This is a genomic window from Leucobacter tardus (genome assembly GCF_017583045.1).
GTDB classification, from domain to species: domain Bacteria; phylum Actinomycetota; class Actinomycetes; order Actinomycetales; family Microbacteriaceae; genus Leucobacter; species Leucobacter tardus.
Map to the genome: position 1 here is coordinate 1,248,623 of NZ_JAGFBF010000005.1, position 14,559 is coordinate 1,263,181.

Genomic DNA, 14,559 nt, shown 5'->3' on the forward strand with positions numbered 1-14,559 from the left:
CAGTGAGGAGGCGGTGACTACAACCCGACCCACTCGGTGGATCCCGACGAGAAATGCTGACGCTTCCAGATCGGAATCTCGTGCTTGATGCGCTCGACGAGCTGCTCGAGCGCCGCGAACGCCTCGCCGCGGTGCGGGGCAGCCGAGGCGGCGACGAGTGCCGCGTCGCCGATCTCGAGGGCGCCGATGCGGTGCACGGCGGCGAGCGCGACGCCCGAGCGCTGCGACTCTTCCGCGACCACGGAGGCGAGGAAGCGCTCGGCCTCAGGGTGGGCGCTGTACTCGAGCGATGCGACGCTGTGGCCGCCGTCGTGATTGCGGATCACGCCGCGGAAGACGAGCACCGCCCCGCAATCGGGGGCGTCGACCGCCGCGTGCACGGCCGCTTCGTCGATCGGCTCGTTCGTGATGCGCGCGAGAGGTGCGGTGCCCCGTTCAGTCATCGGTGCCGGCCTCGAGCAGTTCAGGGGCGACCTGTGCGATCTCGGTGATGCCGCCCTGCAAGTAGACGAGGTTCTCCACGCCGCGCTCCTGCAGCAGCGTGACGGCGCGCATCGCCCGCGGTTGCACGCCGCAGTAGACGACGATCGGGGCGTCGGCAGGAAACTCGTCCGGGCGCTCGATCGTGAGTGCCGGATCGGCCTCGAGGTCGGGCAGCGGGAGGAACGCCGAACCCGAGATGCGCAGTCGCGCGCGCTCATCGGGATTGCGCACGTCGAGCAGGGCGAACGTGGCGTCCTCGCGCACCATCCGCGTCAGGTCGGCCGACGTGATGCCCTGCGGCCCGCCTCCCGGCCCGTTGCAGAAACGTTCGTAGTCGGTGAGTTCGGTCACGGTCGGGGCCTCCGGATCTCGGGTGTACGGCAGCTCACGCGTGGTGGCTGCGAGGGCATCGTAGAGCAGCGCGCGGCCGATGAGGGGCGCGCCGACTCCGGTGATGAGTTTCATGGCCTCGGTCGCCAGGAGGGATCCGATGGTGCCGCAGAGACCGGGGAGCACGCCTCCGGTGCCGCAGGAGAGCACATCTTCGGGAGCCGGCGGCTGCGGGAACAGATCGCGATACCCCGGTCCGTACCGGTGCCAGGCGACCGAGACCTGCCCGTGGAACTGCAGGATCGCCCCCCACACGAGCGGAGTATCGGTCAACTGGGCCGCATCGTTGCTCAAATACCGGGTCGGGAAGTTGTCGCTGCCGTCGATCACGAGGTCGTAGTCGGCGAAGATCGTGAGCGCATTGTCCGACGTCAGCGTGCAGTCGTGGGTCACGATGCGCGGACCGGGATCGAGACGCGCTGCCGTCTCGGCGAGAGAGTCGACTTTCGGCCGTCCGATGTCGGCGGTGCCGTGGGCGATCTGTCGGTGCAGGTTCGAGAGCTCCACGCGGTCGTCGTCGACCACACCGATGACGCCGACGCCGGCGCCGACGAGGTAGGGGACGCAGGCGCTGCCGAGTCCCCCGGCACCGATGACCAGCACCCGGGCGGCGGCGAGACGACGCTGCGCCTCGTCGCCGAATCCGGGCAGCACGATCTGCCTGGCCGCGCGTGCAGCTTGCTGCTCCGTGAGCGCGGCCACGGGGTCCACGAGCGCACCGGGCCGCGGAGTCGTCGCTGAACGCATGCGCCCAGTGTATCGGCCAGCTACGATGTCGGTATGGCGCAGATCACCGTGAGATACTTCGCCGCTGCGGCGGAGGCCGCCGGCGTCGCGGAGGAACAGATCGACCTCGGCCCCGAACCGTCGCTCGACGGGCTGCGCGCGCACCTCGCCGAGCGCTACGGGTCCGAGATGGCGCGGGTGCTCCGCGCGGGGTCGTTCCTCGTCGACGGCACGGTCAGGCGCGACGGTGCGGCGCTGCTCGAGGCGTCCCCCGTCGTCGACGTCCTCCCCCCGTTCGCGGGCGGGTAGCCGCGTGGTCTCCGTCGAGGGCTACCTCGCCGACGTCGCCGACCTGCTGGCGCCGCTGATCGCGCGGGTACGCGCGGCGGATCCGGAGCTCGTCGCGATCGGCGATCCCGCACTGTGCGGTCGCGTCGTCGCGGAGCCGGTGCGCACGCGCATCCCGCTCCCCCCGTTCGACAATTCGCAGATGGACGGGTACGCCGTTCGTGCGCGCGATCTCGCGGGTGCATCCGCGGACCATCACGTCGCTCTGCCGATCGGGGTGACCATCGCGGCGGGTGATCCGCCGGTGCGTCACGTGCCGGGAACGGCGTCACCGGTCATGACGGGCGCGGCGATCCCGCTCGGGGCCGATGCCGTCGTGCCCGTGGAGCGCACGCTGCCCCCGGCCTTCCCCGCGCTCAGCCGCGCCGGCGACCGCCTCGTCAGCAGCGACATCACCTTCGCCGCCCCGATCGACCTGGGCACCTTCGTGCGCCGCGCCGCCGAAGACCTCCCTGAGGGGGCCGCCATCGTCGATGCGGGTGCGGTGCTCACGCCGACCCGCATCGGCGCACTGGCGTCCGCCGGAGTCGCGACCGCGCCGGTGAGGCGGCGCGTGCGGGTGCTCATCTGCACGACGGGAGACGAGCTCGTCGAATCGGGCGCCCTGCCGCCCGGGCGGATTCACGACGCGAACGGGCCGATCCTCGCTGCGATGCTCAGGGCCGCCGGGGCCGACGTGCGGCTCCTGCACAGCGCCGATCGCGCCGATGCTCTCCGGGACCTCATCGCCGTCGAGGCGCCGCGCACCGACCTGCTCGTGACATCGGGCGGGATCAGCGCGGGCGCGTACGAGGTGGTGCGCGATGCGCTCGCACCGCTCGGCGCACGCTTCGTCGGCGTCGCCATGCAGCCGGGCGGGCCGCAGGGGCTCGGATCGCTGCAGCTCCCCCGCGCCGATCGGCCCCTGCCCGCGCTCTGCTTTCCCGGCAATCCGGTGAGCACGGTCCTGTCGGCCTCGCTCTTCCTGCTGCCTGCGCTGCGCGAGTTGGCGGGCATGCCCCGCGAAGCGAGCACGCGCGTGCGCCCCCTGGCCACCGACACGCATTCCCCCGAGCACAAGCTGCAGCTGCGCCGGGGCCGCATCGAGGCGGATGGCAGCGTGACGCCCCTCCCGCCCGGATCCCATCTGCTTCACGACCTCGCCGAGGCAGATGTGATCGCGCAGATTCCCGCCGGAGTCGCGTTCGCACCTGCCGGTACCCCCGTCACCACCTGGAGGCTCCATGCCTGAAGACCGTCTCACCCACCTCCGCGCCGACGGCAGCGCCCACATGGTCGATGTCACCGAGAAGGCCACGACCAAGCGGACCGCGAGTGCCGAGTCGGTCCTCGTCACGCGCCCCGATGTCGTGCAGCAGCTCATGACGGGCGACCTGCCGAAGGGCGAGGCCCTCGGCACCGCGCGCATCGCCGGCATCATGGCGGCGAAGCGGACCTGGGAGCTGATCCCCCTCTGCCACCCGCTGCCCCTCACGAAGCTCGCGATCGATTTCACCGCGGAAGACGACCGCGTGCGCGTCACCGCGACCGTCACGACGAAGGGCGTCACCGGCGTCGAGATGGAAGCGCTCACCGCGTCGAGCGTTGCCGCGTTGACGCTGTACGACATGATCAAGGCGGTCGACAAGCACGCGAGCATCACCGATACGCGTGTGCTCGCGAAGTCGGGCGGCAAGAGCGGCGATTGGAGCGTCGAGTGAACCGGTCGGGGCGGCACGCCGTCGTCATCGTCGCGTCGACGAGCGCCGCGGCAGGCGAGGCCGATGACACGACCGGTCCGGTGCTGCGCGCCTGGCTCGACGACCGGGAGTTCGAGACTTCGGCCCCCGTCGTGGTCTCCGACGGCGCAGCGGTGGGCGCAGCACTCCGCGACGCGCTCGACGCGCAGCCGGCGGTGGTGCTGACGACGGGCGGGACCGGGGTATCCCCGAGCGATCGCACCCCGGAGGAGACCGAGCGGCTCATCGACATCCACCTGCCGGGCATCATCGAAGAGCTGCGCCGCGTGGGCGCCCAGCACGTACCGACGGCGATCCTCACCCGCGGCGTCGCCGGCTTCGCCGGCCGCACGCTCGTCGTGAACCTGCCGGGTTCACCCGGCGGGGTCCGCGACGGTCTGGCCGTGCTCGATACCGTGCTCGAGCACGCGCTGCAGCAGCGCGCCGGCGTGAACCCCCGCGATCATCACGCGCATGGCGCGCGCACCCGTCAGAGCGACTCGCGCACGTAGGCGAGGTCGCGGATCGCGCGGCCTCGATCCTGACCCTTCTTCTCGAACGCGGTCAGCACCCGGCCGGGGAACCGCTCGGCCCACTCGCCCGCGAACCCGCGGTCGAACCCCGGTGCACTGTCGAGCACCTCGCGCATCTGCACGGCGTAGTCCTCCCAGTCGGTCGCGAGCCTGAGCACGCCCCCCGGCCGCAGCGCCCGATGCGCGATCGCCGCGAAGTCGGGGGCGACGAGCCGCCGCTTCTGATGCTTCGCCTTCGCCCACGGATCCGGGAAGAACACCCAGATCTCGTCGACGCTGCCCGACGGCAGGAATCGATCGATCACTTCGGGGGCGTTCGCCTCCGCCAGTTTCAGATTCGTGAGACCGGCGACTTCCGCGCGGATCATGGTGCGTGCCAGGCCGGCGCGGAACACCTCGATCGCGAGAAAGTTGGTCTCGGGGTGCGCCTCCGCCGCGTGCAGGATCGCGTGCCCCTGCCCCGAGCCGACCTCGACCACGAGTTTCGCCTCGCGCCCGAACAGCTCTGCGGGATCCGTGGCCGCGTCATCGGCGACACTGGTCGCCGCCGGTCCGCGCGGCACGTCGACGAGGTACCCGTGACGCAGCTCCTCCCACGCGCGCTCCTGCGACGGTGTCATCCGTCCACTGCGGCGCACGAACGAGACCGGCTTCTGCCGGAAGCGCGACGGGTCGAAGTTCTTCGGGGGCAGTGGCTGACTCATCGCCGCCGCTTCTCGCGGATGCGCATGTTGATGACGAGCGGAGAGCCCTCGAAGCCGTAGCGCTCGCGGAGCCGACGCTGGATGAAGCGACGGTACCCGGGGTCGAGGAAGCCCGAGGTGAACAGCACGAAGGTCGGGGGCCGGTTCTGCACCTGCGTGCCGAACAGGATGCGGGGCTGCTTGCCGCCGCGCAGGGGGTGCGGGTGGGCCTGGACGAGCTCGGCGACGAAGGCGTTGAACTTCGCCGTGGGAATACGGGTGTCCCACGACTCGAGCGCCGTCTCCAGCGCCGGCACGAGCTTCTCGAGGTGACGACCGGTCCGCGCCGAAATGTTGACGCGCGGCGCCCAGTCGACGTGCGACAGATCCTGCTCGATCTCGCGCTCGAGGTAGCGTCGACGGTCGTCGTCCAGAAGGTCCCATTTGTTGAAGGCGAGCACGAGCGCGCGACCCGATTCGAGCACGAGGTCGATGATGCGCAGATCCTGATCGCTGATCGACTCGGAGACATCGAGCACGACGATCGCGACCTCTGCCTTCTCGAGTGCGGTCGAGGTGCGCAGCGACGCGTAGAAGTCGGCACCCTTCTGCAGGTGCACGCGACGACGAATGCCCGCGGTGTCGACGAAGGTCCAGACGCGACCGGCGATCTCCACCTGCTCGTCGATCGGGTCGCGCGTGGTACCGGCGATGTCGCTGACCACGGCGCGCTCGGCGCCGGCCGCCTTGTTCAGCAGGCTGGACTTGCCGACGTTCGGCCGACCGAGAATCGCGACCCGCCGGGGTCCGCCGAGCTTCGGCTGCGCGACCGCCGACTCGTCGGGCAGCGCCGCGATGATCTCGTCGAGCAGGTCGGCGACGCCTCGACCGTGCAGCGCCGACACAGGGCGAGGCTCGCCGAGTCCGAGGGACCAGAGCGCTGCCGCTTCCGGCTCCTGCACGGCGTCGTCGACCTTGTTGGCGACGAGGAACACGGGCTTCTGCGTGCGGCGCAGCAGACCGACGACGTGCTCGTCGGTCGCCGTCGGGCCGACCCGGGAATCGACGACGAACATCACGGCATCGCACAGCTCGATCGCGACCTCCGCCTGCTGGGCGACGGCGGCGTCGATCCCGCGCGCGTCGGGCTCCCACCCGCCGGTGTCGACGACCGTGAATCGCTTGCCCGCCCACTCAGCCGGGTAGCTCACCCGGTCGCGGGTGACGCCAGGCACGTCTTCGACCACGGCCTCGCGACGACCCAGGATCCGGTTCACGAGTGCCGACTTGCCGACGTTCGGACGCCCGACGATGGCGACCACGGGCAGTGCCTCGGCCGCGGGCTCGGTGAAGCCGATGAATTCGCCGTCGGCATTGACCAGGAAGGAGTCGTCGTCCTCGAGTTCGTACCCGTCGAGGTTCGAGCGCATGGCGGCGAGCCGCTCCTCGTCGGTCACGTCATCGCTGTCGAGAGCCGCGTTGTACTCGCCTCCGACGATCACGTCGCTCTCCTCGATCTGCGACGGGTCGAACGCCTGCTCGGCGTCGGTCCCGTCCGGTCCGGTGTGCTGGTCGGTCATGGGGTGTCTCCGTTCGCGGCGGACGCGGAGTCCGCCAGTTCGTTCTGGGCGCCGCGGACCACTGCGATCACGGCATCGACGGATCCGTCGAAGTCGAGATCGCTCGTGTCGATCGTGGTCACACCGGGCGCTGCGGTGAAGAAGTCGACGACGAGCGCGTCTTTCGCGTCGCGCGCCTCGATATCGGCGAGTACGTGTTCGTGGCTCAATCCCGGCAGTTCGCCCGCACGACGGTGCGCGCGAACCTCGGCCGAAGCGGTCATGAGAATGCGCACCGGAGCGTCCGGCGCCACCACCGTCGTGATGTCGCGTCCCTCGATGACCACGCCGGGCAGACCCGAGTCCGCGACGATCCGTCGGAACATCGCGTTCAGTCCATCGCGCACGCCGGGGTGCTTCGATACGCGGCTGACCTGCGCGCTGATGTCCGGCTCGCGGATGGCAGCGGTCACGTCGGCCTCGACGTGACCCGGCACCCGAACGAGCACCCGTGCGTCGCCGCGCAGGGCGGTCTCATAGCGCCACGCGGCGAGCAGCATCTCGACCGCAGCGGGATCATCGAGATCGGTTCCGGTCTCGAGCGCGGTCCACGCGAGGGCACGGTAGGCCGCGCCGGTGTCGAGGATGCCGAACGCGAGCCGCTCGGCGGCCGCTCGCGACACGCTGGACTTGCCGCTGCCGGCTGGTCCGTCGATGGCGACGAGGATCGGGGCGTCGGTCACAGCGTTCTCCATCCGCGCTCGGTGAGGTCTCGCCTCGCGTCCTCGACCACTTCCGGGAGGACCGCGATCTCGGCGAAGCCGATCTGGGCGCCCGGCGAGTGCTCGAGGCGCAAGTCTTCCATGTTAACCCCCAGCTCTCCGAGTTCGGTGAGCAGGCGACCCAGTTCACCGGGCTGGTCGTCGACGAGCACCGTCAGGCGGACGAACCGCTCGGATGATCCGTGCTTGCCGGGGATGCGCGCCACGCCGCGGTTCCCGTCGGCGAGGAAGCCGGCGATGGCGCGTTTCGCTCCGGGAGCGTCCACGTCGCGCAGAGCCGCGATCAACGACTCGAGGTCGGCGTGGACGCCGTCGAGCAGCTCGACGACGGGACCGCGGTTCGCGGTGAGGATCTGCACCCACAGTTCCGGATCGCTCGATGCGATGCGAGTCGTATCGCGCAGTCCCTGACCGGCGAGCCCGACCGCGGGATCAGGCGCCGCGAGCAGCCGACCGGCGAGCAGGCTCGAGACGATCTGCGGGAGATGCGAGACGACCCCCACGGCCCGATCATGATCCTCCGGCGTCATCTCGAGCGGCGACGCTCCGAGGTCGAGCGCGACCGCCTCGACGACGGCGAGCGAGGCCGCAGGGGTCTCGCCGTCGCGGCAGATGATCCACGGCCGCGCGGTGAAGAGATCGGCCCGAGCCATGATGGCGCCACCGCGCTCGCGACCGGCCATGGGGTGCGATCCGACGTAGCGGGTGAGGTCGAGGCCGCGCGCGCGCAGCGTCTCGTAGGGGGCGAGCTTCACACTGGCGACGTCGGTGACGGTGGACTCGGTGAACCGCGCGAGCGCGGCTTCGACGGCGTCGGCCGTCACATCGGGCGGCGTCGCCACGACGACGAGGGCGGGCTCCGGGTCGGAGGCGTCTCGGACGCGGCCCGCTCCGTAGTCCGCCGCGAGCGCCACGGTGGTCGGTGAAAGATCCTCGAGCGTGACATCGACACCGAGCTCGCGGAGCCCGAGTCCGACACTCGCGCCGAGCAGGCCCGCACCCACGATGTGCACGGGACCCGCGGTGCGCGCGGCTCGGCCGCCTCGGATCTCGCTCATCGGTCGGCTCCTCCCTGGATGCTGCCGGGTGATGCGTCGCGCGCATCGGGGCGCGGCCCCCGGCCGTGCGGGTTGCCTCGGGCCGCGACTCCGCGCATGCCTCGCGCTCCCCTACCGTCGCCCGGCCGCCCTCCGGTCGCGGACCTGCCGTCGCGCGGCTCGGTGGCGCTCAGCAGCGCTCCACGCTCGCCCGCGGAGAGCTCGCGCAGCTCACCGCTGCCGAGCGTGCCCAGAGCGAGCGGACCGAACCGACGGCGCACGAGTTCGACGACCGGGTGCCCCACCTCGGCGAGCATGCGGCGGACGATCCGATTCCGTCCCGAGTGGAGGGTGAGCTCGACGAGCGAGTGGCTCGCGCCGCGCCCCCCGGGCAGGATCTTCGCGTGATCGGCGTGGATCGGCCCGTCGGCGAGCTCGATGCCGTCGCGCAATCGCTGGATCACCGCGGGCGTCACCCGACCGCGCACCTTCGCGACGTACGTCTTCTCGACACCGAACTTCGGGTGGGCGAGCGCGTGGGCGAGCGCACCGTCGTTGGTGAGGATCAGCAGACCGCTCGTGTCGGTGTCGAGCCGGCCCACGTTGTACAACCGCTCCTCGAAGCGATCGGTGAACTCCCGCAGATCGGGTCGGCCCTGCTCATCGCTCATCGTCGACACGACGCCGCGCGGTTTGTTGAGCATGAAGTAGCGTTTGGAGACGTCGAGCTGCACCACCACGCCGTCGACCCGCACCTCGTCGTGTGCGACATCGATGCGACTGCCGAGTTCGAAGACGGGTTCGCCGTTCACTTCGACGCGGCCGCTCGCGATGAGGGTCTCGCACGCGCGCCTGGAGGCGACGCCCGCGTGCGCCAGCGCCTTCTGCAGGCGCGGCCTCGGATCCTGTGCGTCATCCGTCATGCGTCACTCCGTTCCGCCTCATCGGGCGCGGGCACAGCGCGGGGCCCGCCGTGCAGTCCCTCCGCATCGAACCCGTCGCTGCCGTCGTCGAGCAGGGGCGAGATGGGCGGCAACTCTTCGATCGATCCGATGCCGAGGTGTCGCAGCAGCTCATCGGTGGTGCCGTAGAGGAACGCGCCCGTCTCCGGATCCTGACCGACCTCGGTGATGAGCCCCCTGCCGACCAGCGTGCGCACCACCGAATCCACGCCGACGGCGCGGATGGAAGCGATCGCACCGCGAGAGATGGGCTGGCGATACGCGATGACGGCGAGCGTCTCGAGCGCGGCCTGCGAGAGCTTGGCCGGACTCTGCTGCTGCACGAAGTCGGCGATCACGGGATCGAGGCTCTCGCGCACGTAGAAGCGGTAGCCTCCGGCGACCTCGCGCAGTTCGAAGCCGCGCACTCGCCCGCCGGGTTCGCCGTCGTAATCGGCGACGAGTGCGGCGACCGCGCGTCGGACCTCGCGCACCGGACGGTTCGTCGCGGTCGCGAGCGCCACCGCACTGAGCGGCTCATCGGCGACGATCAGCACCGCCTCGAGCTGCTGCTCGAGCGTGTGCTCACCGCGCGCCCGGTCCAGTTCGGTCTCGGTACCGGCCGCATCCGTCTCGAGCGTGCGCACGTCATCAGTCATAATCGGTTCCCAACGTTGCGAGATCGTCGTCGGACCAGTGCTCGCCGGTCCACGTCACCGTCAGCTCGCCGAGCGGCTCCAATTGCTCGAACGTGACCGCGGATCGCCGGTAGAGCTCGAGGATCGCCAGGAATCGCGCGACGATGACCCCCTGTTCGATGACTCCCGCGATCATGTCGCGGAACGACTGACGGCCGGAGGTGCGCAGCAGCGAGACCACGATCGCCGCCTGCTCACGGATCGAGACGAGCGGCGCGTGCAAATGCTCGAGGCCGACGGTCGGAATCTCGCGGGGGGTGAACGCCAGCGTTGCGATGGCCGCGAAGTCGTCGGGCGAAAGCGTCCACACGAGTTCGGGGCCACGATTGCGGTACTGCGGGTCGAGCGGGGTCTGACGCGGATGCCTGGCGGCCTCGGTCGCGAGTCGCCGGCGGAACCACTCGCTGGCCTGCTTGAAGGCGCGGTACTGCAGCAGCCGGGCGAAGAGCAGGTCTCTGGCCTCGAGCAGGGCGACGTCGTCGGCGTCGACGACTTCTCCCTGCGGGAGCAGGCTCGCGATCTTGAGGTCGAGCAGCGTCGCGGCGACCACGAGAAACTCGGAGGCCTGATCGAGTTCGGCGAGCCCCTGACCTTCGAGCCCCGAAAGATACGAGATGAACTCATCGGTCACGAGGCTCAAGGACACCTCGGTGATGTCGAGTTCGTGCTTGCCGATGAGGTTCAGCAGCAGGTCGAAGGGACCGTCGAACGCGTCGAGGGTGACGTGGAACCCTGGGGCGGCCTCCGCACCCAGCTCTGCGTCGGTCTGCTGCGCGGCCATGGACGTTACGCGCAGAGCTTCCGCTCGACGAGCTCACGGGAGAGGCGGAGGTACGCTTCGGCTGCGGCGTTGCTCGGGGCGTAGTCGAGCACTGACTTCGCCGCGATCTGCGCGTCGGGCAGCTTCACGGTTCTGCCGATGACGGTGTCGAAGACCTTGTCGCCGAACGTATCGACGACGCGTTCGAGCACCTCGCGGGCGTGGAGGGTGCGCGGGTCGTACATGGTGGCGACGATCCCGTCGAGTTCGAGCATCGGGTTCAGGCGATCGCGCACCTTGTCAATGGTTTCGATGAGCAGCGCGACGCCGCGGAGTGCGAAGTATTCGCACGCGAGCGGGATCAGCACGCCGTGGCTCGCCGTCAGCGCATTGACGGTGAGCAGGCCGAGCGATGGCTGGCAGTCGACCAGGATCACGTCGTAGTCGGGGGCGATCTTGCGCAGCACCCCGGCCAGGATCTGCTCGCGCGCGACCTCGGTGACGAGGTGCACCTCGGCAGCGGACAGGTCGATGTTCGCCGGGACCACGTCGAGACGCGGCGTCTCCGTCTGCTGCACGACCTCGCGGGGGTCCTTCACCTTGCCGAGCATGAGATCGTAGATGGTCGGCACGTCGTGCGCCGGCACGCCGAGGCCCGCGGACAGCGCGCCCTGCGGATCGAAGTCGACGGCGAGCACCCGGCGGCCGTAGCGCGCGAGCGCGGCAGCGAGATTGATGGTGCTCGTGGTCTTGCCGACGCCGCCCTTCTGGTTGCACATCGCGATGATCCGTGCCGGGCCGTGACGGTCGAGCTTCGGCGGTACCGGGATGAACCGATCGGGCCGCCCCGTCGGGCCAGGTTTCGCCGCGTTCGTCGCCACTCTCGCCCCTTTCGTTCCGCTGACGCTCCATCCTATCGTGCACGGCAGGCGACCTTCGGAGGCGTGCCGCGGGGCGGTTCGGTGTAAAATTCTGAGCGGGGAACAACAACGCCTGTCGACGAGCCCAGGGTGTCACCGTCGACACGCGGACCCGGCGAGCACCATCCGGGTGCCGCTGGCACGAAAGGGGTGCGGCATGCCGCAGAACGTCTCGCAGATCCGCGGGAGGCAGGCCGAAGAGCTGACCGCCGATGCACTGCGCAGCGATGGCATGCTCCTGCTCGTCACCGGTCTGACCGGCACCGGAAAGACGACGTTCCTCCGCACGCTCGGCGAGCACATCGATCACGAGAACGTCGGCCCCGTCCACTACGTGAGCGCCGACGAGTTCGAGGTCGATATCCCGTTCAGCTTCATCGAGCGCATCCTGAGCGCTGGCATGAGCCGCAATGCACAGATCGATCCCGCGACGCCGTCGGCGGAGGTGGCGAACCGCCTGCTGCACGCGCTCGTCGAACTGCCAGAAGGCGCCCTGCGCACGGTCCTCATCGACAACGCGCACTGGATCGACGGGGCATCGGTGCGGGTGCTGCGGTACATCATCCCCCGCGTCGTGCAGCAGCGGGTCATCCTGGCTTTCGCGACCCGCTATCGCGATCACCCCGAGTCGTTCGCCGCCCACCTCAGCCGAGTGACCGACGCGAACCCGCAGCACCGTCGGCTCGATTTCGCGCCGCTGACAGTGCCTGAGATCAAGGGTCTCGCCATCGAGCACCTCGGCACCGGCATCTCCACCACTGCGGCAGAGAAGATCCTCGGAGCGACGGGAGGGACGTTCTCGGGCGTCGAGCGCGTGTTCAGTCAGCTCACCCCGGAAGAAGTGCGCCAGCTCCACCTCACGTGGGACATACCGATCCGGGACTGGGTTCCGATGGACGAGGATCCCACCCTCAGGCCGTACACCGAGCTCGACGAGGCCGGCCGACTCGCAGCGGAGATCGTCTGCCTCGCCTCGCAAGAACTCAGCGCCTCAGAAGTGCAATCGGTCGCGGAGTGCCTCGGCACCGAAGTGGATATCGCTGCCGCGGTGGCGTCGTCTCTGATCGTGGAGTCCGGATTCGGTGCGACCCTCGCGCCGGCGCATCCCTTGATCTCGTATTCGCTGCGTCAGCGGCTGAGCTCGGAACGGTCGCGCCTGATCTCCGGGGCGCTCGCCGGGGTGACCGACGGGTTCATCGCGCTGAGCCACGCGCTCGACGGTGCGGTGGAGTGGGATGCCGCTCTCGCCCGGACCGTGGACGCCTACGTCGCCGATGCCGTCGAGCGCGGCAGTTTCGCACAGGCGTACGAGGCGTTGCGCGGGGCCCTCGGGCTCGCGACGGGCGCAGAACGCGAGCGCGTGCTGCTCGACCTCGTCCTCCTCAACCTGCGCAACAAGACCGGCTTCGCCGTCCTCGAGTTCCTCCCCGAGCTCGAAGCGCTCCCCTCGTCGCTGCTCCGTGAGTGCGTCGTGATCGCGATCAGCATGTACCGGTTCGAACGACCGCCGGAGTCGGAGCGCCTCGATCTCGCCCTCGAGCGCAGCGCCGACGACACCGACGCCGATGCGCGCACCCTCAGGGCCTTTCTCGCATCGATCGCGGTCATCATGACGGCGCGGACCCGACGGATCGATGAGGCCACCCAATTGGTCGAGCGCGCGAAACGACTGTGGGAGCTCGCGCCGGAAGACGATGCGACGCTGTCGGACCCGCGACTCTCCTGGATGATCGCACCACGGGCGTACGCGCTCATCCTCGAAAGCCGGTATGCCGCGCAGATGGTCGCGCACCAGAGCATCGACCGTTCTCGCGAGTCTCTCGTCGCGCTGATCGGGCGAGCACGCGAGCTGGCGCCGGGAGCGCACCGAGCCGACGCGCTGGCTCCCCTCGCGCAGCTCGCGATGTCGGTCGGCGATCCCGAGCTCGCGCGCGAGCTTTCGAGTGAGGCCATCGCCTCGGTCGGGACGGGTGCGCCGCCCTGGGCGGCGGGAACGATCCGGGTCGTGCACGCGCACTCGCTCATGCTGCTCGGGGCGCTGCACGAAGCTCGCGCATCGCTGAACGAGGCGGAAGAAGTCATCTACGGGTCGCTCGAGGTGGGAGTGCGGCTCACCTCCTCGGCACTCCGCGCAACGATCGCGGCGACGACCGGACATGAGGATCCGCATCAGCTGCTCATCGTCGCGTCGCGCCTGCCCCACCTGCCGTGGGAGGGGTACGGCGCTGACCTCGCCGTCATGGCGGAGTGCGAGGTGGCGCGCGTCAACCGCGACCCGAACGCGATCATCGCAGCGACCGAAATCTCGCGCACCGGTCAATTCACCGGCACGCAGCACGGCTACCTGACGTACCGTGCACACGCCCTGCTCGACACCGGGCGCCTCGCGGAAGCCGAGGAGCTCGTCGACGCCCTCGCGCAGTGGCGGAACACCACGTGGTGGGAGCTCTGGGGCTCCCTCGCCTGGCTGCGCGCGCGAGTCGCCGACGTCCGCGCGGCGCAGCACGGCGACCGCGCCGATCTCCCGGAGCAGCACTACCGGGACGCGCTCGACGGCGAGAACACGCCGCTCGTGGAGGCACTGACGCGCTCCGACTTCGCGGTGCACCTCGCGAATCGTGGGCGTACCGCCGAGGCGCAGGAGCACGCGCAACTCGCGAGCGAGATCGTCACGCGCATCGGCGCACGCGCGTACCTGTCGTACGTGACGGAACGCGCCGCCCGATTGTCGGAGCCGGGAGGCGCTGCACACCTCGACCTGGTGGCCGCGCTGACCCCTCGCGAAGACGAGATCGCGCGCTACCTCGCAGACGGTCGTTCGACGAAGTTCATCGCCGAGGCCTTGTTCGTGTCCCCGGCGACCGTTCGCTTCCACGTCGCCAATGTGCTGCGTAAACTGCAGGTCTCGAGTCGCAGTGAGGTGTCCCGCGTCATGCGCGGGCCACTGCCGACAGCCTGATCCCGGGGAGCACGCCGCGGCG

The 14,559-nt window shown here is 70.0% G+C and carries 15 protein-coding genes; 5 read left to right on the forward strand and 10 right to left on the reverse strand.

Annotated features, from left to right (window positions below; translation table 11 throughout):
* Nucleotides 1–17: 17 nt before the first annotated feature.
* Entirely contained in the window at nucleotides 18–443 is a 426-nt protein-coding gene (locus J4H85_RS12845; protein WP_208240210.1) for a molybdenum cofactor biosynthesis protein MoaE, read from the reverse strand.
* Nucleotides 436–1,620: a ThiF family adenylyltransferase gene (locus J4H85_RS12850; protein ID WP_208240211.1), complete on the reverse strand. Its 1,185-nt coding sequence runs from the start codon at nucleotides 1,618–1,620 to the stop codon at nucleotides 436–438. The genes J4H85_RS12845 and J4H85_RS12850 overlap by 8 nt, the downstream gene beginning before the upstream one ends.
* A gap of 33 nt (nucleotides 1,621–1,653) precedes the next feature.
* Here J4H85_RS12850 and J4H85_RS12855 point away from each other — a divergent pair, with 33 nt between their 5' ends.
* The 4 genes from J4H85_RS12855 to J4H85_RS12870 are packed head-to-tail and all read left to right on the forward strand — an operon-like array spanning nucleotide 1,654 to nucleotide 4,177.
* Complete coding sequence (locus tag J4H85_RS12855; protein ID WP_208240212.1) at nucleotides 1,654–1,908, forward strand: MoaD/ThiS family protein; 255 nt, start codon at nucleotides 1,654–1,656, stop codon at nucleotides 1,906–1,908.
* Nucleotides 1,909–1,912: 4 nt separating this feature from the next.
* Nucleotides 1,913–3,178, forward strand: a complete 1,266-nt coding sequence (locus J4H85_RS12860) for a molybdopterin molybdotransferase MoeA (protein ID WP_208240214.1) — start codon at nucleotides 1,913–1,915, stop codon at nucleotides 3,176–3,178.
* The gene (gene moaC / locus J4H85_RS12865) at nucleotides 3,171–3,647 is read left to right on the forward strand and encodes a cyclic pyranopterin monophosphate synthase MoaC (RefSeq protein WP_208240216.1); all 477 of its coding nucleotides are present in this window, start codon (nucleotides 3,171–3,173) and stop codon (nucleotides 3,645–3,647) included. The genes J4H85_RS12860 and moaC overlap by 8 nt, the downstream gene beginning before the upstream one ends.
* Nucleotides 3,644–4,177: a MogA/MoaB family molybdenum cofactor biosynthesis protein gene (locus tag J4H85_RS12870; RefSeq protein ID WP_208240218.1), complete on the forward strand. Its 534-nt coding sequence runs from the start codon at nucleotides 3,644–3,646 to the stop codon at nucleotides 4,175–4,177. The genes moaC and J4H85_RS12870 overlap by 4 nt, the downstream gene beginning before the upstream one ends.
* Here J4H85_RS12870 and trmB read toward each other — a convergent pair.
* From trmB to J4H85_RS12910, 8 genes are read right to left on the reverse strand one after another with little or no spacing between them, the layout of a single operon-like run.
* Complete coding sequence (gene trmB / locus J4H85_RS12875) at nucleotides 4,156–4,902, reverse strand: tRNA (guanosine(46)-N7)-methyltransferase TrmB (protein ID WP_208240220.1); 747 nt, start codon at nucleotides 4,900–4,902, stop codon at nucleotides 4,156–4,158. The two genes, J4H85_RS12870 and trmB, sit on opposite strands and share 22 nt — an antisense overlap.
* A complete protein-coding gene (der, locus tag J4H85_RS12880; RefSeq protein WP_208240222.1) occupies nucleotides 4,899–6,461 on the reverse strand; it encodes a ribosome biogenesis GTPase Der in 1,563 nt (520 codons plus the stop codon). Before der ends, trmB begins: the two co-directional genes overlap by 4 nt.
* A complete protein-coding gene (cmk, locus tag J4H85_RS12885; RefSeq protein ID WP_208240224.1) occupies nucleotides 6,458–7,195 on the reverse strand; it encodes a (d)CMP kinase in 738 nt (245 codons plus the stop codon). Before cmk ends, der begins: the two co-directional genes overlap by 4 nt.
* A complete protein-coding gene (locus J4H85_RS12890) occupies nucleotides 7,180–8,280 on the reverse strand; it encodes a prephenate dehydrogenase (RefSeq protein WP_208240226.1) in 1,101 nt (366 codons plus the stop codon). Before J4H85_RS12890 ends, cmk begins: the two co-directional genes overlap by 16 nt.
* Nucleotides 8,277–9,182, reverse strand: coding sequence for a pseudouridine synthase (locus tag J4H85_RS12895; protein ID WP_208240228.1), 906 nt, complete (start codon nucleotides 9,180–9,182; stop codon nucleotides 8,277–8,279). Before J4H85_RS12895 ends, J4H85_RS12890 begins: the two co-directional genes overlap by 4 nt.
* Complete coding sequence (scpB, locus tag J4H85_RS12900; RefSeq protein WP_208240231.1) at nucleotides 9,179–9,859, reverse strand: SMC-Scp complex subunit ScpB; 681 nt, start codon at nucleotides 9,857–9,859, stop codon at nucleotides 9,179–9,181. The genes J4H85_RS12895 and scpB overlap by 4 nt, the downstream gene beginning before the upstream one ends.
* The gene (locus tag J4H85_RS12905; protein ID WP_208240233.1) at nucleotides 9,852–10,679 is read right to left on the reverse strand and encodes a segregation and condensation protein A; all 828 of its coding nucleotides are present in this window, start codon (nucleotides 10,677–10,679) and stop codon (nucleotides 9,852–9,854) included. Before J4H85_RS12905 ends, scpB begins: the two co-directional genes overlap by 8 nt.
* Nucleotides 10,680–10,684: 5 nt before the next feature.
* Entirely contained in the window at nucleotides 10,685–11,539 is an 855-nt protein-coding gene (locus J4H85_RS12910) for a ParA family protein (RefSeq protein ID WP_307863683.1), read from the reverse strand.
* Between the two features lie 196 nt (nucleotides 11,540–11,735).
* Here J4H85_RS12910 and J4H85_RS12915 point away from each other — a divergent pair, with 196 nt between their 5' ends.
* Nucleotides 11,736–14,537: a helix-turn-helix transcriptional regulator gene (locus J4H85_RS12915; RefSeq protein WP_208240235.1), complete on the forward strand. Its 2,802-nt coding sequence runs from the start codon at nucleotides 11,736–11,738 to the stop codon at nucleotides 14,535–14,537.
* The last annotated feature ends 22 nt before the right edge of the window (nucleotides 14,538–14,559 follow it).

Excerpts from the sequence above, each read along its gene's own strand:
- J4H85_RS12845 (WP_208240210.1), bottom strand. The coding sequence starts at position 443 with ATGACTGAACGGGGCACCGCACCTCTCGCGCGCATCACGAACGAGCCG.
- J4H85_RS12850 (WP_208240211.1), bottom strand. The coding sequence starts at position 1,620 with ATGCGTTCAGCGACGACTCCGCGGCCCGGTGCGCTCGTGGACCCCGTG.
- J4H85_RS12855 (WP_208240212.1), top strand. The coding sequence starts at position 1,654 with ATGGCGCAGATCACCGTGAGATACTTCGCCGCTGCGGCGGAGGCCGCC.
- moaC (WP_208240216.1), top strand. The coding sequence starts at position 3,171 with ATGCCTGAAGACCGTCTCACCCACCTCCGCGCCGACGGCAGCGCCCAC.
- trmB (WP_208240220.1), bottom strand. The coding sequence starts at position 4,902 with ATGAGTCAGCCACTGCCCCCGAAGAACTTCGACCCGTCGCGCTTCCGG.
- der (WP_208240222.1), bottom strand. The coding sequence starts at position 6,461 with ATGACCGACCAGCACACCGGACCGGACGGGACCGACGCCGAGCAGGCG.
- cmk (WP_208240224.1), bottom strand. The coding sequence starts at position 7,195 with ATGGAGAACGCTGTGACCGACGCCCCGATCCTCGTCGCCATCGACGGA.
- J4H85_RS12890 (WP_208240226.1), bottom strand. The coding sequence starts at position 8,280 with ATGAGCGAGATCCGAGGCGGCCGAGCCGCGCGCACCGCGGGTCCCGTG.
- J4H85_RS12895 (WP_208240228.1), bottom strand. The coding sequence starts at position 9,182 with ATGACGGATGACGCACAGGATCCGAGGCCGCGCCTGCAGAAGGCGCTG.
- scpB (WP_208240231.1), bottom strand. The coding sequence starts at position 9,859 with ATGACTGATGACGTGCGCACGCTCGAGACGGATGCGGCCGGTACCGAG.
- J4H85_RS12905 (WP_208240233.1), bottom strand. The coding sequence starts at position 10,679 with ATGGCCGCGCAGCAGACCGACGCAGAGCTGGGTGCGGAGGCCGCCCCA.
- J4H85_RS12915 (WP_208240235.1), top strand. The coding sequence starts at position 11,736 with ATGCCGCAGAACGTCTCGCAGATCCGCGGGAGGCAGGCCGAAGAGCTG.